The sequence below is a fragment of the Paenalcaligenes suwonensis genome (assembly GCF_011290505.1).
Classification (GTDB): domain Bacteria; phylum Pseudomonadota; class Gammaproteobacteria; order Burkholderiales; family Burkholderiaceae_B; genus Paenalcaligenes; species Paenalcaligenes suwonensis.
The window spans coordinates 1-19,841 of sequence record NZ_JAANPV010000005.1; the positions used below are offsets into that span (position 1 = coordinate 1).

The following is a 19,841-nucleotide window of genomic DNA, read 5'->3' on the forward strand; positions in this document are numbered from 1 at the left end:
TGAGCAGACGAGGAAATTGCCACGACAATGCTGTGGCCGAAAGCTTCTTCCAGTTACTGAAACGAGAACGTATCAAACGTAAAATCTACAACACAAGAAACTTAGCTCGTCAGGATATCTTCGACTATATCGAGATGTTCTACAATCCGGTTCGCCGACATAGTCATGCCGCGAATCTTTCACCTGTACACTACGAACAGCAATATTTTTCTGAGGCAACGAAGTATCTATAAAAGTCTGGTCGATTCAGAGCAAAGTTATTGTTGCTCTGAATGCAGTTGTCTTTGCTGCTGCGCGCACTCTCCCGTGAGAGCAGCTATCAAGGGGTACTCATACGCAAGCATTCCCCAGCCGCATTTATTAAAGCTGTATAAAAAACAGACAGTTAGTATGCTAAGTGTAATGCTCAGGGAAATTATCAACAGTACCAGATTCTTCATTTTTCTTTTTGGTGTTTATTCTATACGTTATTCATCAAACAGTACTTCAGCAATTTTTTTACAACCCTCATAAAGCTAAGCGTATTGTCTTGTCAGCTTAGTCTAGCTTCTCTGATATCACACTAAGTCCCAAATAAAATGGGAGGGGTGCTAACGCAAAAATAAATCCTAGAAAATAGGGTAAGCCGAAAAACTCATAGCCAAAGGGTGCTAAAGCAATATTCACAAAGTAAATAGCCATGCCAGCGAAATTGCTCATCAGGGAGTTAACCCAGGAATAGATAAAAAAACCTATTCCTATCATAGCTAAAGGTATGGTGATACCAAACCAAAACTCTACTCCTGTAGCCCAGCTTAAAGCTGCTCCCAGCCCAAAAACACTAGCGATAACATTTATCACACTCAAGAGTAAGGAGCCTGCGAGAGCTACGCCAGGAAGGTGTTTGAGCATCTTTTTAGCCACCTAAAAACAGTCACATTAATTAACACTGCGTAACGAACCTGCGGATTGTACACGCAATCGAACTCAACCAGCACAAATGTTTTACTCGTTTTTGTGTACTCATTAACACCCCTGCCTCAACTAAGAAACCAGTAGCAATTGTCTACAAAGAATCATTGGTGCGAAGCGTTATTTCTGACCTTGCCACCTTCGGCCTGCTACTGCTCTGCGCCTATGTCAGCCACGGCAGCGCATGGTGGACGCTGGTTACCGTGGTGCTTTTCTTAGCTACTTTATCATGCAGCTGCAGCGCTTCATAAACAGCGACTCAACAATACGCTTCTGCTCACTAGATGACATGCAGGCTTGGCTTGATAAGCAAAAAGACGGTGGCAATAACTCGGACTGCAAATTCTATTTTGATGAGCACGGCGACTTCCATCTCAACCTAAATAACAAAGAAGTTCAAGAAGGTATACGAAAAAGCCTGCAGAACTTAGAGGGCTTCCCTCTACCTAAATCCAAGGAGCCTGGTAATGAACAATAAGACTGTTTTTAGCAAAGAAGAAGTACAGCGCATTAAGAAGCAGTGGCAAGACGATGATGGAGCAGCAAGCGTGACCGATCTTATCCAGATGGCTGGGCAAGCCTTACTGCAATCCCCTGAGATACAGCAGCTGCGCAAAGAAGCCGAGGTATGCAAAGCCATAGAATTGGCGTGTGAGAAGCTGCCACTCGATTGCGACATTCGCATAGAACTAGAGCGTGACGCTGGAACCGTAGTTTTATTTGTTGATGGTGATCGCGTTGATTTTCCAAGCGACCACGAAAGCATGGATATGGCAATACGCGATGCAATAGACGCCGCAATGGAGACAAAGCCATGAGCAACGTTAAGAAACCTGAGCCATTCGGTTATTCGCGTGATGGGAACCTTGGTGCCGGGTTAGTGTTTCAACACAAAATAAGCGAAATGGAAGCGCTAGTCTGTTCAACTATGCCACTCTACAGTCCCGCTCAGATGGAAACTTACGCAGCCGAGCGCGTGCGGGAGGCGCTAAAAAAGGCGGCAGGCATATTAGATCGCATGTATGTAAACGCCCTAAAAGCCAAGCAGTAACTAGCCATGCAACTAATTACGTAATATTTTTCAAAACTGCTAGAGCGGGTTTTACCTTAATTGACAGTAAATGCCATGCACTAAACACTACTCTCTTAGTACTTTAGTCTTAATCATATAGTGGAGTTTGCTATGGCTATACACAGGGTTCTAGTTCTCCTAAGTATCTTGATTATTATGTTTGCATTCTCTAATGCCTATGTAAACGGCTACATCCTGAAAAATCAAAATGACACTCTAGCTCAGAGCCAAACACCTGCTACATGATCTAAGATCGGCTGGTTCGATTCACGCATCTCACTCCAGCCATAATTCCGTTAAACTCGAGGGAATTAAAAAAACACCTTGCCACATGATGCCCTCATAAATGAGGCCACCAAATCAATTGTACTGAGCTAGTACTCCTCAACTTCTTTAGCTCAACGGATAGAGCATTGTTCTTCTACACACCGCCTGCAGGTTCAAACCCAGTCAAACGCATCGAATTAACAATTGCCTTTCTTGGCCTGACCTGGTGGACAGTGTCTTTGCTGTAAGTTCCCATCAGGATCGACCACAACGGAACCTCTCGGCGTATACACCGCACAGGCCGTTAATCCAAAAGCAAGTAAGCAAATTAGTAGTTTTTTCATCGCTGGTTACTCCAAGAAACTTTGGCAAGTATAGCGCGCACTTTTTATGCTTCAAACATTTATCCCCACGATCTGTTGATAACGCTGGGGACACTCCCTTAACAGCACAGCCAGAGCCACTATTACAGCGGCTCCGCACGGTGCTGGCTATTTACTATCCAGCGCTGAGGCGCACTAGGAATCCACTATGAACAAAAATTACGGTGAGCGCTGGCGAAAACTGCTGGCTGAGATTGATCTTTACAGCAGTGAAATAAGAGCATGTCTTTATATGTTTAGCGGCTCAAAGATTGAAGTTAACGTGAGTTGTGCATCCACGCGCCAAGAAAAGCACTTCCTCACATCCCCAAAAGGATTGGCAGATGCGCATAAGTGGGTTGTAGAAACTAAACGCGAGATGACCAAACACATCTCAAACCCCGCACATCAAAGAGCGGAAACCGTCCAAAAATTGGTGGGAGCATCTAATGAACTGGTTTGAGATCATGCGCTGCTTAGATCAACACAGACTGCGCCAGCATAAAGGCTGCTACACGCTAGGTTTTACAGAGGGCCGCCATCGTTACTGCTTTCACCTCCACGACACTGGGCAGCATATAAAAATCTACGTGGTAGACGGCGACAAAGAGCTTCATGTATTTGAAAGCACAGAGTGGTTTAGTGGTAGATACCACTCCAATGGTTTTGGTAGAGGCTGGATTCACCAAGGGCCGTGGGTAGATGCCATTAAACAAGACTTTGCCAAGTTTGAAGCGGAAATCACTAAGCATGCTGCATATCTTGAAAATAAAGCCGCAGCAGCTAAGCAAGTAGCCGCAGAGCATGAGATTTCAGAGTTAGCGAGTTTCGCGGCTCTCTATAACTAGGAGCATTCAGTGCCTGACAAATACAAAGACCTGCGCAATGCTCTGGCCTCGATCTCTGCCGAGGCTAAGCACTTCAACGGAATTACTCCATGGTTTCCAGAAGGGGCGCCGCTCTTTCAGGAAATGGTGGGCGAGTTCGATATGGAAATGGTTCCGCTGTCAGAAACGGATATGCGGGTCATTGCGCTAGCAAGCCCTGACCTCGTCAGCAGCCTACTCGCAGAGCGTGACCGGCTACTACAGGCATGCGAAACAGCACTTTCATATGTAGAGGCGGTGTGCTTCAACACGCCAAACGAGAAGAAGCGTCGAAACTACGCTGATTGCGCAGCCAAGATTCGTGCTGCTATGGGCGAAGACGAGGGAGAGCCTGATGACTGAATCACAGAAAGAGCGTAAGACCATAGACGGTCTACGCGAGCGAATCTTAGATGCACTGGTGGCCGGGAATACCCCGGCCGTTTTTATGGCTTGGAATCACTTAGACCCAGCCAAAAGCGTACCAGCAGAAGAAATCGCCGATCAGGTGATGCACGACCTTTACAAGAATGTGCCAAACCTTGATGCCACTTTGCTAACGGCCTTGTTTGATGATGGGGCGCGCATCAGGCTACGCGAAGAAACGGAGAAATCTATAGGCGACGCAGCGGCTTGCACGGTAGGTCAGATGACGCAGCAACGGCTAGACGAGGTGGCGTATGGATGCCGATAGATACCCCATCAAATGATGGCACACACCCGCTGCCATCCTCGCTTTTCTGGCTGCCGGTCTAATGCCAGCAGCCCCTGAGCCAGAGCCTACAGACAATCAGTATTTGACTGAAACGCACTATGAGCGCGATTACGCCGCTCTACGAGCCCAAGACATAAACGATCAAGTATTAAGGGAAAGACATGCAAGCAAACCAAACGACTGAATTAGTCACCCTACCCGACCCAGCCTCCGCGCTGGAAGCATTCACTACACCAGGCGGCCTAGACCGCCTTTTTGATGAAGTGAAGCAAAAGGTCTCTGGCGTCGTGTACGACATGAGCAAGAAAAAAGACCGCGATGCCTGCGCTAGTGCCGCGTACAAAATTGCTCGTAGTAAACAGGCAGTAGAAAAGGTCGGCGCTGATTTGGCTGCGAAGTACAAAGAAATACCGAAGCTGATTGATGCTGCTCGACGCCAAAGCAAAGAACGCTTTGATGCGCTACAGGCTGAGATTCGCAAACTACTTACTGAGTGGGGGGAAGCTGAAACGCAGCGCGTTCAAAGCCATCGCGAAGCTATAGAGGCTATCCAGACCCTAGCCGCTAATCTTGATGGTCGCACCGCTGAGTCGCTATCAGTTTTACTTGCATCAGCCCAAGCCGTTGAGATCAGCGAAAAATGGGAAGAGTTTGAAACAGAGGCAGCCAGAGCAAAAGATAAAGCGGTAGCTGCTTTAAGCCAGACACTCACAACACGGCAGCAGTACGAAGCCGAACAAGCGGAACTCGCAGAACTACGCTGCAAACAGGCCGAGCAAGAGCAGAAAGATCGTGATGCCCGTATCGCTCAGGAGGCGGCAGATAAAGCCCGTGCAGATGCCGAAGCTAAGACACAGGCTGATCGTGACGCAGCAGCTAAGCGCGAAGCCGATGCTAAGGCCGCCGCAGAACGAGCCGAACGCGAAAAAGCCGAGGCCATCGAACGCCAGAAACAAGCAGAAGCCCATGCTGAAGCAGAAAGACAGGCAGCAGAGCAACGCGCTAAAGATGCTGCTGAGGCTGCACGACAGGCTGAAATAAAACGCCAAGCTGACGCGCAGGCCGCAGCAGAAGCAGAACAGCGCCGCCGCGAGGCTGATAAAGCCCATAAAGCCAGCACCAACAACGCCGCATTAGCTGCTTTCATCGAAAACGGGCTACCTGAAAAATGCGCTAAACAGGCAGTCATCTTGATTGCTAAGGGCGTCATTCCTGCGGTCGCTATTCATTATTGAGGAAATTATGAGCACAGACATTATTGAAGCACCGCAGGCACAACTTGCCGCGGTTCCTGAAAGCGCTCCCGCCAACTCTCCTATGGGAATGATGATGGCAGCCATGCAGCAAGGCGCAAGCCTAGATCAAATCGAAAGGATGATGGATCTACAGGAACGCTGGGATAAGGAGCAGGCGAAGAAAGCTTATGACGTAGCGTTCGCGGCCTTCAAGGCTGAAAGCATCAGGATCATTAAAAGTGAGGATGTAAAAGACGGCCCGCTGCGCGGCAAGTCCTACGCCAAGCTGCACGACTGGGTAAATGCTGTAACCCCTGCCCTGTCTAAACACGGACTGTCATCGTCGTGGAAGCTAACGAAAGACGATAAGGACTGGTTAGAGGTCACCTGCTACCTGCGTCACGTAGGTGGCCACGAAGAAAGCGTAAGCATGGGCGGTCCACCCGATGTTGGTGGCGCGAAGAACGCTATTCAAGCCAGAGCAAGCGCCAAGTCTTACCTTGAGCGCTACACGCTGAAAGCCATCACCGGCCTATCTGAGCAGGATGACGACACAGATGGCAACACACCCAGCAATACAGACTTACGCGACGACTGGATCAGCAAAGTGGCACAAGCCGAAACACTGGAGCAGCTTGAAGCTATCTGGAGCAAAGGCGGCAACATCATCTACGCGACCAACAACCTTGCCGATTACAACGCCTTCAAAAAGGCAGTTACCGACCAGAAAAAAATACTCACACAGGAGCAATCATGATTGAAGGTTTGATTATTCATACTGCCGAACAAGGCACACCAGAATGGCTAGAAGCACGTAAAGGCGTAATTACCGGCAGCCGATTCCGTGACTGCCGTGAAAAGCTAAAAAGCGGTACACCGGCCAAGAAAAGCATTGATTATGCGAAAGACGTGGCGCGTGAACGCGAAGGCGGCGAACCTTTGCAAGCATTCTCTAACAGCGCCATGCGCCTCGGTACCGAACAGGAACCTTATGCGCGAATGCTCTACGAGCGCAAGACGGGTCACATTGTAGAAGAAGCTGGCTTCATTACCACTGTGGATCGCCTCTTTGGTGTAAGCGTGGATGGTCTGGTTGGTGACGATGGCCTTATCGAAATCAAAACCATGGTTAACAGCGACACCCTATTCACCGCGTTCGTTGATGGGGACGTATCCAACTACCTCGACCAGTGCAATGGTGCGCTCTGGCTGCTTGGCCGAAAATGGATTGATCTTGTTCTATGGGCGCACGACCTACAGAAAATGAAAATCATCCGAATTGAGCGTAACGAGGATGCTATCGAAGAGCTTGAAGCTGATCTAGTTGAGTTCGAGCGTACCGTCACCCACCATCAGAAGTCCCTACAACTCGCACTAAAGGAAGCCGCATAATGGCACAACTCATAGGATTAGCCCGCGTCGGGCGTGATGCCGTGGTTCGTTATACCCAAAACGGTGATGCTGTAGCCAGCCTTTCACTGGCTTTTAGTTATGGTCAGCGTGGGCAAGATGGCAAGCGCCCTACCCAATGGGTGGATGGCTCGCTATGGGGTAAACGTGCTGAAAACTTAGCTCCACACTTGACTAAAGGCACGATGATTCTGGTGACGCTCGATGACGCTCATATCGAAACGTACCAGTCTAGAGATCAAACAATAGGTCACAAGATCGTCGGCCGTATCAGTGCGCTAGAGTTTGCTTCCAGCCCCAACAATAGCGGTCAGTCGCAAGCACCTGCGCCTACGCAAACGTATCAACCGCCTCGCCAACAACCAGCCGCCAACCCATACCAAGCTCCTGTCGATAATCTGGCTGATATGGATGACGATATTCCATTCTAGTCCTGAGCAGGATCTGCGACTACTGAGAGCTTCTCCACAATCTTTTCACTATCTATAAAAACCATCAATCCAAGCCCTATGCAAAGCAGTTGGTTGTTTTGAGCGCTCTTGATATTGCCTTTTGGGCTACGCATTAAATTGTTTCTCATAACCCTCATACTCTCAATCGCAGTGGAAAGAGTTGCTTCCATAGCTTTTTCGCTGTGCGAAGCATTGCCATCAGAGTTAATGACTTGTTGTCCATTGAAGCAGAGGTCGTGAAACTCAATTGGAAGGCCATTTAGCCCTCTTCTCTCCAGCTCCCTCGTAACTTTATCCCACGATACTCGATACCTATCGTCCATCCTTAAATGCGGATACGCCAGAACGCTGTGCTCTAGAGAAGTGAATGCAAGCATAAACCTTGGCGTGAGCGATGCTTCAGGTGTCTGTGTCCATCCAGCTTTATTAAGCCCATCATTCATCAGCTATTAATCCTATGCAAATTAAAAACCTACGGATCTACCGTTTAGATCCATCGTGGGCGCTCGATGCTGCCCAACTCTCAGAACTGCTTGAACAGCACCACTTCCACCCCGGTACCAGCCAAGACCCTCTCTCACTCGGCTGGACTGAGCCACGCGCTGGACACGGCCTAGTCTACCAAAACAACGAGCAAATCTTACTGTGTATACGCAGCGAAAAGAAGTTGCTGCCAGGCACCGTGATTAACCAAGTAGCACGCACCAAGGCTGCTGAAATCGCCGAGGAACAGGGTTACAAACCCGGTCGCAAGCAGATGCAAGAAGTCAAAGAGCAAGTAATCACTGAGCTGATGCCTCGCGCCTTTAGTGTTGCCCGTGACACCCAAGTCTGGATTGATCCGATAAATCGCTGGCTATGTGTTGATGCAGCAGCTGCCTCTACTGGCGACGAAGTTATGGGCTTGCTGGCAAAGACCATTAACCCCTTCCCTGTGCTGCCGCTTTACACCGAGCTTTCACCTGGTGGGGCCATGACTTCGTGGCTGCTAGAGGATGAGGCTCCTGCAAACTTCAGCATCGACCAAGACACCGAACTACGTTCCACTACCGAAAGCCGCGCACTAGTGAAGTACGTGCGTCACAGCGCAGAGCCTGAAGAACTCGGTCGACACATTCAAGCAGGTAAGCAATGCACACGCCTGGCACTCACTTGGGACGACTGTATTAGCTTTGTTCTGACCGATAGCCTAGAGCTGAAACGCATCATCCTGCTAGACGTTATCAAAGAGCAAAAAACGTCTATTTCCGGCGACGAGGACGAGCTATTCAACTCCGATATGTCGCTCATCACTCTTGAGCTTAGTCGCATGTTTGCTGACCTACTCCATGCCATGCATTGGGAGGTGAAAAGCGTGTGTTGTAAGAAGTGTGCAGGCTGGTCCATTCTGGCAGTAGTCATTTGTTTGGCTGCTGTCGGTTGGCTAGCCTATTTCAATGAAGTTGTATTGCGTGGTGGCGTATGAGCGAACCCGAAAAGAAAACAACATCCGCTGGATACAAGCCTAAGCCCCGCATTCAGCATATTGAACCGGGGCAATTTTTTACCCTAACAGCAGTAGATGGAGGCCACACATACAAAATGCTCAGCCGCTGCAAAACATACTGCTATCACTCAACAGGAAAAATCGCACTCGGAACCGAAGTCTCGCCTATTGGTATGAGATTTGGTGAGGGTGGATGGAAGCGACTATGAAACGAACCGAGAAAGCTGTTACCCCTGCCCTATCATCTCTTGAGCACTACAATCTACAACGCGCTGAACAGGGACAAACAGCATACGGTGGGAAAGCGCCTGCCCTACTAAGCTCTACCGTCCGCTTTAAACGCAACTTGGATGACAAGGTTATCCGATAATTTAATCATCTTCTCTGCTCTTGAGCCTGACCTTTGCATACTCCACAATCCATAAGCACAGAAAATAGAGAAGCACCACAAAAAAGTAGAACACAGCTAGCCTGAACCAGCTAACCACCCAAACAGGAAAACAAAACATTTCTCCTCCTTGTTGATGTCTCTACCCACACACATTAGATACACTTATTACAATACGTTACCTTGTATCGTTTTGTCGATACAGATTAGAGTAATTACCTATGGATGCCCAAATGAAAAATATCAACCTCCACTTGTCTAAAGCACGAAAAAGCGGCATAAAAATGCCGCTCCTTTTATATTGATTATCTCTCACTTATTCCACGGTGTTACTCAAAACCTCCTGTTGAATTATTGTCTTATACGAATGGTACACGCCCACACACCCCTCCGGTGTGAGCGCTTCTTTAGCGTAAGACTCTAAAATGCTTTTTGAAACCCAACCTAACGCCTTATCCTCACCCCTTAAAAAAGAAAAAAGCACACCAGATGGCTCCTCTATATACTCAGCACGCATAGCACTCTCTTTCTACCGATTTCACGAGTTTGATACAAGCACAACCAGCTCTATTAATGTAGATAAAGCACCAATATTTCTACATCAATATCCTAGCAATCAAAACACCGAAACTTAAGGTTCAGGTTGCTACAAAAAATAACATCCCCCATAGACTCACCAAGCATAACGCTTAGTGCGTTTCTTTTTGCGCCCATCGCATAGGAGCTATTTACATGGCCCGCCGAATTTCATGGTTTAGCTGCGGTGCTGCCAGCGCAGTTGCAACCAAACTCACTAACCCCGACGTTATCGCGTACTGTGAAACTGGTAGCGAAGACATAGATAACGCTAGGTTCATGCGTGATTGTGAGCCGTGGTTTAACGCTCCAATAACTAGACTCTCAAACCCTGAATACAAAGACACTTGAGAGGTCTGGGAAAAGCGCAAGTACATTGCAGGCATTTCAGGTGCGCCATGCACTGGTGAGTTAAAGGTCGCACCTAGGCTAGCGTTTCAACTGCCAGATGACATCCCTATTTTTGGCTATACAGCAGACTCCAGCGATGTGCAGAGAGCTAACGCATTACGTGATAACTGGCCGGATTTGCATATAGAAACGCCTTTGATTGATCGCGGGATAACAAAAGCAGCTTGTTTCAGCCTCATTCAATCGGCAGGCATTCAACTCCCCCGCGTGTACGCAATGGGGTTTCCAAACGCTAACTGCATCCCTTGCGGTACGGCGACATCACCAGCTTATTGGGCACTTGTTAGAGATCAATTCCCCGCCGAATTTGAGCGTATGGCCACATTAAGTCGTGAGCTAGGCGCAAGGCTGGCGAGGATTGATGGCACACGAATTTTCATAGATGAAATCCCTGCGGACTACCCCACAACACAAGCAATCGCACCTGAATGTGATTTTCTCTGCTCCATCGCCGAGCAAGATTTAGGAATGATATGACACAGATACTAGCATACGAAAACATGAGCAAAGAAGCTCTGATAGAGCATCACAAGCTCACACTACAGCAGCATGCAGATGATATGGACATGCTGTCTAAAGAGTTGGCTGAGCGCTCCCACGCTAAGATTGATCGACCCATGGCTATTGGATGCGTTCGTTTTGGTGTCGGCATAAAGGCATCCACCGTCCTTGATGCAGCTGCTCGTCACTATGATTTTGTGACCAACGAAAAACGGGAACAAGACCGCATAGAGCTTGGCAAACTTAAAACCGATAATTTCCTACAGTACGGCGCACCAACCGACCTTGAAGCATATACGGCTTGGCTGGAAAAGGTTAGTAGCCCTACCCCTGCCACCCCCATTGAGCTAGGAGTGGTGGCCGACATATTGGCAGAGGGTAATGGCTGCTGGGTTACCTGCTCTGGCTGTCATGAAAGCTATGATGGGGCCCCTACCGGTCCATATAGCCAAGTGATGAAGTGCACCTTGGGTGTTGGGTGTAGAGAATGCGGTGGTATAGGCGCTATCTGGGATACAACCAATTACGCCGAAATGGGCGATGCTATGGCCGCTGCAATGCAGGGAGAAAACTCACCCATCGCCCCCGCTACTCATCAGGCATCAACCGATCCCACTGCTGTACAGGCAACAGGCACACCGCACGATAGCAAAACTCTAGCCGATTGGTTAGCGGAGGCACCTTCATCGTGGGATGAGGAATACCGCTCTAGCAAGTAGCGGAAGCCAAGGCGGCGCAATATCGCAAGCAGTGGCGATCTGCCGTAGTCGCACGAGTTGTCAGCGATCAATTTACGGATTGCACTTGCCCGGGCTCCGGCAACGGCTCACTGCGATGGCCTTGCCCTGTGCATCCGCCTGAAGTTTGAGTGATTTAAAACTGAAACTCACTATGCATCTAAGGAGGTCTCATTAGTCGTTAGTTTGTTTTTCAGAACATCAGGTAGTGTCACTGTAATAAGTTCACTATCGCTAGTGCCACGCCTGTCTAAGACAACAGAATGGATAGCTTCTTTGTGCAACGCATAAGCCTCTATACACATATCAGCATTGCGCAATTCTCTCCCAACCAGTCTCTCTAGTGCGTAAAGCGACACTTGCGCTGTAACCCTTTGATTTTCTGCTGCCTGAAAGGCAAATATGATTCGAGCTGGGCTTATTTCGTATCTAACAAACTCGCTCTCACCCATGATGTCCTCCCAACGCAAAAAGTCTCTTAAATTATGATTATTTCATCAGCGTATGAACAGTCTACATAGCAGAATTTTAAATTCACCACGCAAAACGTAACAAAAAGAAAATCACAAACCTAAACCCGCAGACACAGACACAGTCTAACGCCCCGCAACTGCGGGGTTTTTACTGGAAATAATATGACAGAGAACGAAAAAAACCGCTCTCTTTACGTTGAGCGTATCCGTAAATTATTGGCCCTAGCCGGGTCTAGCAACGAACACGAATCGGCTATTGCGCGTAAACGCGCCGACGCCATGATGGAAAAATACGCCATCACTCACATGGAATTGGGCGAAGCAGAGTTTGGAAGTGGCGACTTTGAAACAGCCACAAAAGACCGTGCCAAGTGGAAGACAAGCCTCTACGTAGCTATTGGATATATTTTTGGCTGCCAGACTACCTACCATACCAACCGAGATCAAAAGCTAGTCATAACCTTCTACGGTAAAAAGCCTATGGTAGAAATCGCACTCTACATCAGCGATGTAATCACCAGAGGCCTAGCCACCGCCTGGGATAATCACAAGAAACTCCTGAAGCAGCATTCCATCCCCTTAAATTCCACTACACGCAATAGCTTCCATGAGGCCTTTGCCGGCGGCGTAATTACGACTGTTAGCAGAATATTTAACGGCATGAGCCCTGAAGAGCAAGACCAGCACAGGGCCGATGTAGAGGCAGCAAACCATCTAACTCAAGACATCCCAGAAAGGAAACGACGGGACACTAATCGTAAGCATCAAGACCGTCTAGCCACAGCCGCAGGCTACCTTGCAGGCAAAGCCCAAAACATCAACATCGGTGTTGGTACCGCGGCCCCCAATGCACGGGTTACTACAGACGCAACTACACACCCGGCATAAGCCGGGTTTTTATTGGATACAGTATGGAAAGGACTACATTCTTAACGCCCGAAGAGGTGGCCGAGCTCACTGGAATACTTACGGGCAAGAGGGTTCACGGCAAACCATTTACACGCGAGCAGCTTCAAGTTAACTGGCTCCGCAGTGAAGGTATTCCCTTTTTTGAAAATGCCCGTGGCCGCCCTATCATTGCACGCACAGTTATCGAGGGTGGATATAAACCACCTAACAGCCATCAGGAAAAGAAAACAGCAGCCTGGCAGCCTAAAGTTATACAAGGGAGATCGTAATGGGTAGAACCCCGACGAAAAATCTTAACTTGCCGCCCCGTATGCGGAAGCGTAAGCAGAGGTCGGGGCGAATTTACTATTATTACGACACTGGCGGTAAACCCAGAAAAGAAATCCCACTAGGATCTGACTACGTAGAGGCTGTTCAAAAATGGGCTGGCTTAGAAGCTGACGCAACAGTCTTGGCACCCAGTATGACCTTCAGGGACGCTGCACTACGCTACATTCACGAGATATTGCCTACAAAATCCGTTAGAACACAGCGTGATAACCTCAAAGAGCTAGATAACCTTTATGAGTTTTTTGACGATCCACCTGCCATGCTAGATGTTATTGAGCCAATCCATGTTCGTCAGTAACGGACCTGGAGGGTAGAGAAGGCAAGGAACTGGTACAAATCACAGGACAAGTCGCCCCCTGTAGATGCGGGTGGCGTTAGGGCAAACAGAGAACTTGCCCTCTTCAGCCACATCTTTAACTATGCACGGGAAATCGACATGACCTCTGCTCCTAACCCATCTCTCGGTGTTAGGAAAAGCAGAGAGCGAGGACGATACTTACCTTGCTGTTTACCAAGTGGCAGATCAACCGCTTAGAGATGCGATGGATCTAATCTACCTTACCGGCCAACGCCCTGCTGATACTTTATCTATCTCTGAGACAGATATCAGAAATAATGAAATCGAAATCACTCAGGGCAAAACTGGGAAACGCCTGAGGATCAGTATCCAAGGAGACTTAAAAGAAGTCATTGATAGGATGCTGCTACGGAAGTCTAATATTGGCGCTTTAAGCCAAAAGCTGCTCGTTAACGAGTCCGGCCAAGCCCTCAGCAGCGACGCTCTAAGAAGCCGATTTGATAGAGTAAGAAACGCCGCGTGAATCCCAAAGGATGCATTCCAATTACGTGACCTACGGGCCAAGGCTGGGACTGATAAGACCGACCTCGCCGGCGACATCAGGCAAGCCCAAAAGCAGCTAGGCCATACTTCGGTAACAATGACAGAACACTATGTCCGAAACAGGCGCGGCGACAAGGTGGAACCGACAAAATAGCGCTCCGCAAATAGAATTCACCATCTTAAAAATCAATGAGTTAAGTAAGCAAACATGCTATGCCATGCGGAGCAAAAAACAGCCTAATATTTTGATTCAATGAGCTATTTGCTCGGACTCATAATCCGTTGGTCGCTGGTTCAAGTCCAGCTGGGCCCACCATAAACCTAAGCAATATCAAGACATTATAGCAACCCTGCACGGTTGCTCTTTTTCTTTTCCGGCTTGCTGTGCCCAAAATGTGACCGAACTTGCGTGATGGGCCAAATGCGCATACCTTTGCACCATTTCCAACGTCTCCTATCCGCCTAATCTCCCCGCATCGAGGGCATGAGCCGCCCCAAAACGCTTGTTCGTTTAAGAAGATGCCGCAGCCACCACAACGCCATTGCTCTTTACGCTCAGTCTTCAGGGGCTGTAGGATTACGCCATTAGGGTTGATGTGGTTTTTAACGGGCCGCGCTCTTTCTTGATGGGCTACCAGCGTTCAAGCGGATGTGTCACAATGGCAGGCTTTAGCAACCTACAAACTAGGGAGATTCCCATGAGTACCAAAATCGTTACTGAAGCTGACCGCAAGCGCACTCCGCGTCCCGCCCTGCCCAAGGGCATGTCCATTTCCACAAAATCCGCAAATGTGAGCAGGGAGCGTGGCCCGCATACCCACCACAAGAAAAATCCAGGAAAGCGTCACCGATAAGAGCAGTTCGCCACCAGTATTCTTCTGCCGACTTGGTTGCTGATAAACCAGCGCATGTCGAGGCAGGGGCGCTGGTGGCCTGTGGTTGCATGGTTTTCTCCGGTTGCTACTCAGCGCTGATCTAGTGCGCCATTTGCTTGCAGCTTCTCAATCCAAGCGCCTTGCATCCGAGATTCGCATCATTGACTACATCGAGGATAAGCGCCGCACCATCGAGAGCTACATCACTGACAAAGACCAAGACAGCCTAGCGCAACGCAGTGGCATACTATGTAGCCTGCAATGTCATCTCTAATCAAGGCAGGAGCCACTCAGTATGGCCACCCACTTACCTGAATCCATTTCACACCAAGTCCTCCAAGCACAGTCCGTTCTAGAGCAACACCTCAAAACCATTCAAGCAATTCACTTGTTTGGCTCCGCAGTGGATGGTGGGCTAAAGCCATTAAGTGATATAGATCTGTTGGTTACTGTGTCAGCCCCTTTAGATGACTCAACTAGAAATGCATTGATGACATCCCTGCTAGCAGTCTCTGCTTTCCCCGGCACTCACCCCCAACGTCGAGCGTTGGAAGTGACGGTTCTAGATCGTGAAGACATCGTGCCTTGGCGGTATCCCACGAAGAGACAAATGCAATTCGGTGAGTGGTTACGTGATGATATCAACGCTGGCATTGTTGAACCTGCAATGTTGGACCATGATTTAGCCATCCTACTCACAAAGGTTCGGCTACATAGCATAGCTCTCTACGGGCCTCCCGCTCATGAGTTCTTTGAAGAGGTGCCCGTCAGTGATGTGCAAAGAGCACTACTAGAAACGTTGGCACTTTGGAATACAGAGGCAGATTGGGAGGGTGATGAAAGAAACATAGTCCTCGCCTTGGTTCGTATCTGGTACACAGCAATGACTGGAGACATTGCCTCTAAGGAGGCCGCTGCAAATTGGGCGATTCCCTATTTGCCTATATCAACCAAACATATTGTTGTAGCAGCACGTGATGGGTATCTTGGACTGAATGCCATAGACCTATCAAGCTATCCTCAAGAACGCATGGAGCTACTTAACCACATCCGTTCAAGCGTGAGGACAAAACTCCGTAGCGAAACAGAGAACTAAATTCTCTAGGCTGTTTTGCGCAGGACGATGCAGTAACAATGCTCCCTATTGGTACTGTCTTGCATTTTTTCTCGTGCTTGTTCGTAAGATGCTCTATTAGAAAGTACTAAGCCCAGACTTTCCGTGATTTCCCTAGGCCTCTATGGCATTCAACCACTGGCGTTGGTATCCTTACGGGTTACTTATTTCTAATAGTGATTAACTCACTCTTCCAAAACCTTAAAACATAGGATAGTAATCCTAGCTCCTCGGAGAAAAAATGCATGTCGAATAGTAAAAACATCCTGAGCATAGCGATGGCTTTTGTGGGGGTCGTGGTAGGCGCCGGTTTTGCATCAGGGCAAGAGGTATTGCAGTTTTTCAGTAGTTTTGGCTATTGGGGGCTTCTAGGGGGCGTGGTCAGCGGGCTGTGTTTTGCTGTGCTGGGCATGGCGGTGGGAGAGTTAAGCCAAGTATCGGTATCGCATTCTTTTAAAGAAGGGCTGTACCTTATTTGCGGTCCACGACTAGGGATAGTCGCGGACATCATGATCACTTTCTTCATGTATGCCATTGCCGTAGTGATGTTTGCGGGCGGTGGCTCGTTGATGGAACAGCAATGGGGAATTCCTGCGGAATACGGCAGCATTGCAGTGATGTTGGTCACGGTGCTAATCGTTTTTTTACGTGTTAACCGAGTCTTGGCTTTTATTGGAAGCGTCACACCGTTGCTAGTACTGATGATGATTATTCTGTGCGTTTACAGCTGGAATACTCGTACTCTGCCTTTAGATGAGCTAGATGTTATTGCCAATACCAAACCCCAAGGTGCAGGAAACTGGCTAGTCGCGGCTTTACTTTATGTGTCGTACAACATGGTGGTAGGCGCACCATTTTTGATGATTGCTTGCTCTCAAGCCACGTCGCGACGCAATGCGTTGCTAGGCGGTCTGGTGGGTGGATTGCTGCTGGGCATATTAATTGTATTGATTAGCACCAGCGTGTTCGGGCGTATTGATACTATTGGCTCTGCTGCCCTGCCTATGTTGATGTTGGCTACTGAACAATCCACCTTATTAGGAACGCTGATATCAGTAGTGATTTTTGCCATGATTCTGACCACCTCTGTGGGTGTTCTGTATTCGTTCTCGGCTCGCATTTTTACACCCAACACCCTGAAGTTCAACATTGGTACAGCCATTGCAGGCGGTCTAGGCTTGATTGGTGCCAAGGTTGGTTTCATCAATTTAGTCGGCACGGTCTATCCATTTTTTGGCTATTTTGGTTTCGTGTTAATGGCTTGGATTCTGATTGCTTGGTTCCGTTTGCGTAGCCTTAGAAGCAAGAGCGTTACACAATAAACTATTAGGCAAGAAACCAATAACAGCTATCCAACACATAAAACTTGCTACGCAGTGGAGACGAGGCATATGGCTTGCAGAAATGCAGGCCATGTTTTCGTCTGTAAGATGCTTCGAAACCCATCAGGTACCAGGCACTTGGGGCTATTGTCGTATTTTGTTACCGAAAAAATGCTCAGCTCCCCATTTCAACCTAGGCTGGGTGACTCCTGTACTGCCCTCAGAGCCATCACCAGCACCAAAAATGCAATAACTCATCTAAAAACCACACAAAAATACCTAAAATTCATTTACTTCATCAATCTTGAAAAAAATAATGTGTTACAAAATAAGATGCTGCGAATTCTCGAAAGAAGCCTAGTATAAGGTTGTGCTTTCAGGTTCACCCCTAAAGCACGTACTGCCGCTAAATATCAGATTTTCTGAAACTTACTGCGTCAGTATATTCAGGAGTACCGTATGACACGTAGTCTCCAAAGCACAGGAAGGCAAACAAAAATCCCAGACTTTCCTGCACAGCTCCTCACCTCCACCTCTGATCCCGACGCAACAGATCCTCGTGATAAACGTCCTACAGAAATAGAACGGATCAATGATGCAGATCAGCCTCCTCCATCACTGGAACCACCGATTGGTGACAAAGAGCCTGAACTCACCCCAAAAAATGCTTTTGTGACAAAAGCAAAATCGATATTGCAGGGTTTTATTCTGCCCCCGCTATTCAAATAAACTGGATACACATCATGACCGACTTAAACAAAAAACCCGCGCAAACACCTGAGAAGAAACCAGAACCTCAGACTCCTCCTTCCTCCCCTTTTGTGAAAAAAACTGAAGCATTTAATGTTCAGAGAAAAGAAGGTAACAGCAACCAAGGAAAGACAAATAAGTAGTCTGTCTATCCAAAAGCACGCTTCTGCCCGCCTGGTGCGGGCATGAACTAGGCAACACCACAACAGTACCCCCAGTAGTTCCCTTGACAAGACTGTTACAAAATATAGGTATACTTTGCCACCCCTAAGCCCCATAATGGTTAGATGCGTTAACACACAACTACAACAATCATAAAAAAGGCCAGCACATTCGCTCGCCCATAACCTTTACTACGCGTTCACTTTTTTCTACGCTACGCTATTGGCAGCACCCGCTCCCAACCGCTCTCAATGATCAATATGAAGAAGCGTTGGAGATCTTAATGATTTACCAAAAACTGAATCAGGGCGGCCTAAGCCCCCTGCACGTTTCCCCTTTGCTTGAACCCAAACCAACTGCTAAACAGCAGGAAGAACAGGCAAGCGCTAGAAGACTAACCGAAATTCGTCGAAACTTTGCTCGCAACCTAAAAAATAGGTTTCCAGGGCTACCCTACTAAGTAGTGCCCTATAACACCAAAGCCCCATTATGAGGGCTTTTTTGCATTCTGAACAAAAGCCTTAAGTATGAGCCGCGTCATCAACACAATAGCTTACTAGATCAGTCAGACATAAAAAAACCGGCACTTTTTTAAGGTGACCGGCATAAAACTTACTATCCTTGCTTTGTTATGCAAAGATCAGGTTAAAGAACTTGAACTCGCGTTGCACATGGGCCCTTTTGACCTTGGCCTAGCACAAAAGATACACGTTGCTTTTCTTTGAGTTTTTTATGAGATTCATCGCTTTGAATTTCGCTGTGATGCACAAAAAGATCTTTGCTACCATCTTCAGGTGCAATAAAACCAAAGCCCCGTGAATTATCAAACCACTTCACAATACCAATTTCTGTTTTCACTATATTTCCTAAACAGGCAGAGATAAAAATTTCTCTACTTCAACATGAGATAGAGCCGTTCAGATTGGATCGTGCAAATTGTTTCTATGCTACCTATGTCATTTTTGCAATTCTGCCACTAATACCCTAAACAACGAGGACAAATACTTCGCGTCATACTCTCCACGCTTAATATTTGTTTGATCTGCCCCACCTGTAATACCTGTTGTTGGGCCTAAGATTTTCAAGGATCCACTATTAGCAAAGGCTACTAATAGCTCTTCAACAAAAGCCGCTGCTTCCTGTTCATTTAGTGCCATGTCGAGCTACTCTTTCCAATGATTTTCTCACTATGCTCTCTAGAGCCCTGTAAAACATAGCCTTGGGTCTTCTCTTTCAGTTGACTCGCCACCGCTCTTGTTTTCTGGCACAAATAGCTTTGCTTGTTACTTTTCGCTTTCTTGCTCATACATCTCTCCCTAAGGCGTCAGCACACAATGCGGTTAGTCCTAGAGTCACTCATACTCCAACTGCCATCTCTAATTGGCACTAGAATTTCCATCAATGGATTGAATCAGCAACGCCGCAACTGACTTATGAAAGGGTACAAAACCCTCTTTATGATGTGTTATCTACCGCGTCCTGAACCTCGGTTCACTGGTTTGCGATTATAAGCAGCACTTTCTCTTTTAAGGCCTTCATTGGAAGGTTGATCTTGCCAGTCTGCCTGATTTGAAGCGTGCTCAGATTGTCTAGCCTTCGGCTTCTTTGGAGCTTTACCTCGTTTGTCCATTTCGAC

Annotated in this window: 30 protein-coding genes; 25 read left to right on the forward strand and 5 right to left on the reverse strand. The window is 47.8% G+C overall.

Annotated elements, in window-relative coordinates; translation table 11 throughout:
- Positions 1-233: IS3 family transposase (locus GY634_RS08615; RefSeq protein ID WP_166407858.1), on the forward strand; the 233-nt coding region annotated here is incomplete at its 5' end.
- A gap of 304 nt (positions 234-537) precedes the next feature.
- Here GY634_RS08615 and GY634_RS08620 read toward each other — a convergent pair.
- Positions 538-891 (reverse strand): hypothetical protein, encoded by a 354-nt coding sequence (locus GY634_RS08620; RefSeq protein ID WP_166408143.1) that lies wholly within the window; start codon positions 889-891, stop codon positions 538-540.
- A 244-nt stretch (positions 892-1,135) separates the two neighbouring features.
- On the opposite strand from GY634_RS08620, the gene GY634_RS08625 reads away from it, so the two are divergent.
- The 11 genes from GY634_RS08625 to GY634_RS08675 all read left to right on the forward strand — a co-directional run bounded on the left by GY634_RS08625 (position 1,136) and on the right by GY634_RS08675 (position 7,309).
- Complete coding sequence (locus GY634_RS08625; protein ID WP_166408144.1) at positions 1,136-1,429, forward strand: hypothetical protein; 294 nt, start codon at positions 1,136-1,138, stop codon at positions 1,427-1,429.
- The gene (locus tag GY634_RS08630) at positions 1,419-1,769 is read left to right on the forward strand and encodes a hypothetical protein (protein WP_166408145.1); all 351 of its coding nucleotides are present in this window, start codon (positions 1,419-1,421) and stop codon (positions 1,767-1,769) included. The genes GY634_RS08625 and GY634_RS08630 overlap by 11 nt, the downstream gene beginning before the upstream one ends.
- Positions 1,766-2,002, forward strand: a complete 237-nt coding sequence (locus GY634_RS08635; RefSeq protein WP_166408146.1) for a hypothetical protein — start codon at positions 1,766-1,768, stop codon at positions 2,000-2,002. Before GY634_RS08630 ends, GY634_RS08635 begins: the two co-directional genes overlap by 4 nt.
- Before the next feature lie 819 nt (positions 2,003-2,821).
- Complete coding sequence (locus GY634_RS08640; protein ID WP_166408147.1) at positions 2,822-3,115, forward strand: hypothetical protein; 294 nt, start codon at positions 2,822-2,824, stop codon at positions 3,113-3,115.
- A complete protein-coding gene (locus tag GY634_RS08645) occupies positions 3,102-3,500 on the forward strand; it encodes a hypothetical protein (RefSeq protein ID WP_166408148.1) in 399 nt (132 codons plus the stop codon). The genes GY634_RS08640 and GY634_RS08645 overlap by 14 nt, the downstream gene beginning before the upstream one ends.
- Positions 3,501-3,509: 9 nt before the next feature.
- Positions 3,510-3,881: a hypothetical protein gene (locus tag GY634_RS08650; protein WP_166408149.1), complete on the forward strand. Its 372-nt coding sequence runs from the start codon at positions 3,510-3,512 to the stop codon at positions 3,879-3,881.
- On the forward strand, positions 3,874-4,212 hold the full coding sequence (locus tag GY634_RS08655) for a hypothetical protein (RefSeq protein WP_166408150.1): 339 nt from the start codon (positions 3,874-3,876) through the stop codon (positions 4,210-4,212). The genes GY634_RS08650 and GY634_RS08655 overlap by 8 nt, the downstream gene beginning before the upstream one ends.
- A 182-nt stretch (positions 4,213-4,394) precedes the next feature.
- Positions 4,395-5,468, forward strand: coding sequence for a coiled-coil domain-containing protein (locus tag GY634_RS08660; protein ID WP_166408151.1), 1,074 nt, complete (start codon positions 4,395-4,397; stop codon positions 5,466-5,468).
- 7 nt (positions 5,469-5,475) lie between these two features.
- On the forward strand, positions 5,476-6,225 hold the full coding sequence (locus GY634_RS08665; RefSeq protein WP_166408152.1) for an ERF family protein: 750 nt from the start codon (positions 5,476-5,478) through the stop codon (positions 6,223-6,225).
- The gene (locus GY634_RS08670) at positions 6,222-6,860 is read left to right on the forward strand and encodes a lambda exonuclease family protein (protein WP_166408153.1); all 639 of its coding nucleotides are present in this window, start codon (positions 6,222-6,224) and stop codon (positions 6,858-6,860) included. Before GY634_RS08665 ends, GY634_RS08670 begins: the two co-directional genes overlap by 4 nt.
- Entirely contained in the window at positions 6,860-7,309 is a 450-nt protein-coding gene (locus GY634_RS08675; RefSeq protein ID WP_166408154.1) for a single-stranded DNA-binding protein, read from the forward strand. Before GY634_RS08670 ends, GY634_RS08675 begins: the two co-directional genes overlap by 1 nt.
- Here GY634_RS08675 and GY634_RS08680 read toward each other — a convergent pair.
- The gene (locus tag GY634_RS08680) at positions 7,306-7,773 is read right to left on the reverse strand and encodes a hypothetical protein (RefSeq protein WP_166408155.1); all 468 of its coding nucleotides are present in this window, start codon (positions 7,771-7,773) and stop codon (positions 7,306-7,308) included. The genes GY634_RS08675 and GY634_RS08680 overlap by 4 nt on opposite strands.
- A gap of 14 nt (positions 7,774-7,787) precedes the next feature.
- Between GY634_RS08680 and GY634_RS08685 the strand changes: the two genes are divergently transcribed.
- The 4 genes from GY634_RS08685 (at position 7,788) to GY634_RS08700 (ending at position 11,411) form a co-directional block, all read left to right on the forward strand.
- Positions 7,788-8,795, forward strand: a complete 1,008-nt coding sequence (locus tag GY634_RS08685) for a recombination-associated protein RdgC (RefSeq protein WP_166408156.1) — start codon at positions 7,788-7,790, stop codon at positions 8,793-8,795.
- A 226-nt stretch (positions 8,796-9,021) separates the two neighbouring features.
- Positions 9,022-9,186: a hypothetical protein gene (locus GY634_RS08690; RefSeq protein WP_166408157.1), complete on the forward strand. Its 165-nt coding sequence runs from the start codon at positions 9,022-9,024 to the stop codon at positions 9,184-9,186.
- Between the two features lie 1,083 nt (positions 9,187-10,269).
- Positions 10,270-10,668 carry a hypothetical protein gene (locus GY634_RS17145; RefSeq protein WP_207625555.1) on the forward strand — a complete coding sequence of 133 codons (399 nt, stop codon included), beginning with the start codon at positions 10,270-10,272 and terminating at the stop codon, positions 10,666-10,668.
- Positions 10,669-10,691: 23 nt separating this feature from the next.
- Entirely contained in the window at positions 10,692-11,411 is a 720-nt protein-coding gene (locus GY634_RS08700) for a hypothetical protein (RefSeq protein WP_166408158.1), read from the forward strand.
- Positions 11,412-11,581: 170 nt separating this feature from the next.
- Here the strand turns inward: GY634_RS08700 and GY634_RS08705 are convergent, their stop codons facing one another.
- The gene (locus tag GY634_RS08705; protein WP_166408159.1) at positions 11,582-11,881 is read right to left on the reverse strand and encodes a hypothetical protein; all 300 of its coding nucleotides are present in this window, start codon (positions 11,879-11,881) and stop codon (positions 11,582-11,584) included.
- A 183-nt stretch (positions 11,882-12,064) separates the two neighbouring features.
- Here GY634_RS08705 and GY634_RS08710 point away from each other — a divergent pair, with 183 nt between their 5' ends.
- The 9 genes from GY634_RS08710 to GY634_RS08745 all read left to right on the forward strand — a co-directional run bounded on the left by GY634_RS08710 (position 12,065) and on the right by GY634_RS08745 (position 18,186).
- Positions 12,065-12,790 (forward strand): DUF2786 domain-containing protein, encoded by a 726-nt coding sequence (locus tag GY634_RS08710; RefSeq protein WP_166408160.1) that lies wholly within the window; start codon positions 12,065-12,067, stop codon positions 12,788-12,790.
- A gap of 23 nt (positions 12,791-12,813) precedes the next feature.
- Positions 12,814-13,080: a DUF4224 domain-containing protein gene (locus GY634_RS08715; protein ID WP_166408161.1), complete on the forward strand. Its 267-nt coding sequence runs from the start codon at positions 12,814-12,816 to the stop codon at positions 13,078-13,080.
- Positions 13,080-13,439, forward strand: coding sequence for a phage integrase Arm DNA-binding domain-containing protein (locus GY634_RS17230; protein WP_242683659.1), 360 nt, complete (start codon positions 13,080-13,082; stop codon positions 13,437-13,439). The genes GY634_RS08715 and GY634_RS17230 overlap by 1 nt, the downstream gene beginning before the upstream one ends.
- Before the next feature lie 244 nt (positions 13,440-13,683).
- Positions 13,684-13,962 carry a tyrosine-type recombinase/integrase gene (locus GY634_RS17395; protein WP_341352822.1) on the forward strand — a complete coding sequence of 93 codons (279 nt, stop codon included), beginning with the start codon at positions 13,684-13,686 and terminating at the stop codon, positions 13,960-13,962.
- Between the two features lie 718 nt (positions 13,963-14,680).
- Entirely contained in the window at positions 14,681-14,836 is a 156-nt protein-coding gene (locus GY634_RS08725; protein ID WP_166408162.1) for a hypothetical protein, read from the forward strand.
- A gap of 316 nt (positions 14,837-15,152) precedes the next feature.
- The gene (locus GY634_RS08730; RefSeq protein WP_166408163.1) at positions 15,153-15,953 is read left to right on the forward strand and encodes an AadA family aminoglycoside 3''-O-nucleotidyltransferase; all 801 of its coding nucleotides are present in this window, start codon (positions 15,153-15,155) and stop codon (positions 15,951-15,953) included.
- Between the two features lie 263 nt (positions 15,954-16,216).
- Positions 16,217-17,293 (forward strand): YkvI family membrane protein, encoded by a 1,077-nt coding sequence (locus GY634_RS08735; RefSeq protein WP_166408164.1) that lies wholly within the window; start codon positions 16,217-16,219, stop codon positions 17,291-17,293.
- 459 nt (positions 17,294-17,752) lie between these two features.
- Positions 17,753-18,022: a hypothetical protein gene (locus GY634_RS08740; protein ID WP_166408165.1), complete on the forward strand. Its 270-nt coding sequence runs from the start codon at positions 17,753-17,755 to the stop codon at positions 18,020-18,022.
- 14 nt (positions 18,023-18,036) lie between these two features.
- Positions 18,037-18,186 (forward strand): hypothetical protein, encoded by a 150-nt coding sequence (locus GY634_RS08745; protein ID WP_166408166.1) that lies wholly within the window; start codon positions 18,037-18,039, stop codon positions 18,184-18,186.
- 664 nt (positions 18,187-18,850) lie between these two features.
- On the opposite strand, the gene GY634_RS08750 is transcribed toward GY634_RS08745, so the two are convergent.
- Both GY634_RS08750 and GY634_RS08755 read right to left on the reverse strand, forming a co-directional pair.
- Positions 18,851-19,063 (reverse strand): cold-shock protein, encoded by a 213-nt coding sequence (locus tag GY634_RS08750; protein ID WP_166408167.1) that lies wholly within the window; start codon positions 19,061-19,063, stop codon positions 18,851-18,853.
- Positions 19,064-19,161: 98 nt separating this feature from the next.
- Positions 19,162-19,362 carry a hypothetical protein gene (locus GY634_RS08755; RefSeq protein ID WP_166408168.1) on the reverse strand — a complete coding sequence of 67 codons (201 nt, stop codon included), beginning with the start codon at positions 19,360-19,362 and terminating at the stop codon, positions 19,162-19,164.
- Between the last annotated feature and the right edge of the window lie 479 nt (positions 19,363-19,841).

Coding starts and splice junctions, on each gene's coding strand:
- GY634_RS08620 (WP_166408143.1), bottom strand. CDS start 891: ATGCTCAAACACCTTCCTGGCGTAGCTCTCGCAGGCTCCTTACTCTTG.
- GY634_RS08625 (WP_166408144.1), top strand. CDS start 1,136: ATGGTGGACGCTGGTTACCGTGGTGCTTTTCTTAGCTACTTTATCATG.
- GY634_RS08630 (WP_166408145.1), top strand. CDS start 1,419: ATGAACAATAAGACTGTTTTTAGCAAAGAAGAAGTACAGCGCATTAAG.
- GY634_RS08635 (WP_166408146.1), top strand. CDS start 1,766: ATGAGCAACGTTAAGAAACCTGAGCCATTCGGTTATTCGCGTGATGGG.
- GY634_RS08640 (WP_166408147.1), top strand. CDS start 2,822: ATGAACAAAAATTACGGTGAGCGCTGGCGAAAACTGCTGGCTGAGATT.
- GY634_RS08645 (WP_166408148.1), top strand. CDS start 3,102: ATGAACTGGTTTGAGATCATGCGCTGCTTAGATCAACACAGACTGCGC.
- GY634_RS08655 (WP_166408150.1), top strand. CDS start 3,874: ATGACTGAATCACAGAAAGAGCGTAAGACCATAGACGGTCTACGCGAG.
- GY634_RS08660 (WP_166408151.1), top strand. CDS start 4,395: ATGCAAGCAAACCAAACGACTGAATTAGTCACCCTACCCGACCCAGCC.
- GY634_RS08665 (WP_166408152.1), top strand. CDS start 5,476: ATGAGCACAGACATTATTGAAGCACCGCAGGCACAACTTGCCGCGGTT.
- GY634_RS08670 (WP_166408153.1), top strand. CDS start 6,222: ATGATTGAAGGTTTGATTATTCATACTGCCGAACAAGGCACACCAGAA.
- GY634_RS08675 (WP_166408154.1), top strand. CDS start 6,860: ATGGCACAACTCATAGGATTAGCCCGCGTCGGGCGTGATGCCGTGGTT.
- GY634_RS08680 (WP_166408155.1), bottom strand. CDS start 7,773: ATGAATGATGGGCTTAATAAAGCTGGATGGACACAGACACCTGAAGCA.
- GY634_RS08685 (WP_166408156.1), top strand. CDS start 7,788: ATGCAAATTAAAAACCTACGGATCTACCGTTTAGATCCATCGTGGGCG.
- GY634_RS08690 (WP_166408157.1), top strand. CDS start 9,022: ATGAAACGAACCGAGAAAGCTGTTACCCCTGCCCTATCATCTCTTGAG.
- GY634_RS08700 (WP_166408158.1), top strand. CDS start 10,692: ATGAGCAAAGAAGCTCTGATAGAGCATCACAAGCTCACACTACAGCAG.
- GY634_RS08705 (WP_166408159.1), bottom strand. CDS start 11,881: ATGGGTGAGAGCGAGTTTGTTAGATACGAAATAAGCCCAGCTCGAATC.
- GY634_RS08710 (WP_166408160.1), top strand. CDS start 12,065: ATGACAGAGAACGAAAAAAACCGCTCTCTTTACGTTGAGCGTATCCGT.
- GY634_RS08715 (WP_166408161.1), top strand. CDS start 12,814: ATGGAAAGGACTACATTCTTAACGCCCGAAGAGGTGGCCGAGCTCACT.
- GY634_RS17230 (WP_242683659.1), top strand. CDS start 13,080: ATGGGTAGAACCCCGACGAAAAATCTTAACTTGCCGCCCCGTATGCGG.
- GY634_RS17395 (WP_341352822.1), top strand. CDS start 13,684: ATGGATCTAATCTACCTTACCGGCCAACGCCCTGCTGATACTTTATCT.
- GY634_RS08725 (WP_166408162.1), top strand. CDS start 14,681: ATGAGTACCAAAATCGTTACTGAAGCTGACCGCAAGCGCACTCCGCGT.
- GY634_RS08730 (WP_166408163.1), top strand. CDS start 15,153: ATGGCCACCCACTTACCTGAATCCATTTCACACCAAGTCCTCCAAGCA.
- GY634_RS08735 (WP_166408164.1), top strand. CDS start 16,217: ATGTCGAATAGTAAAAACATCCTGAGCATAGCGATGGCTTTTGTGGGG.
- GY634_RS08740 (WP_166408165.1), top strand. CDS start 17,753: ATGACACGTAGTCTCCAAAGCACAGGAAGGCAAACAAAAATCCCAGAC.
- GY634_RS08745 (WP_166408166.1), top strand. CDS start 18,037: ATGACCGACTTAAACAAAAAACCCGCGCAAACACCTGAGAAGAAACCA.
- GY634_RS08755 (WP_166408168.1), bottom strand. CDS start 19,362: ATGGCACTAAATGAACAGGAAGCAGCGGCTTTTGTTGAAGAGCTATTA.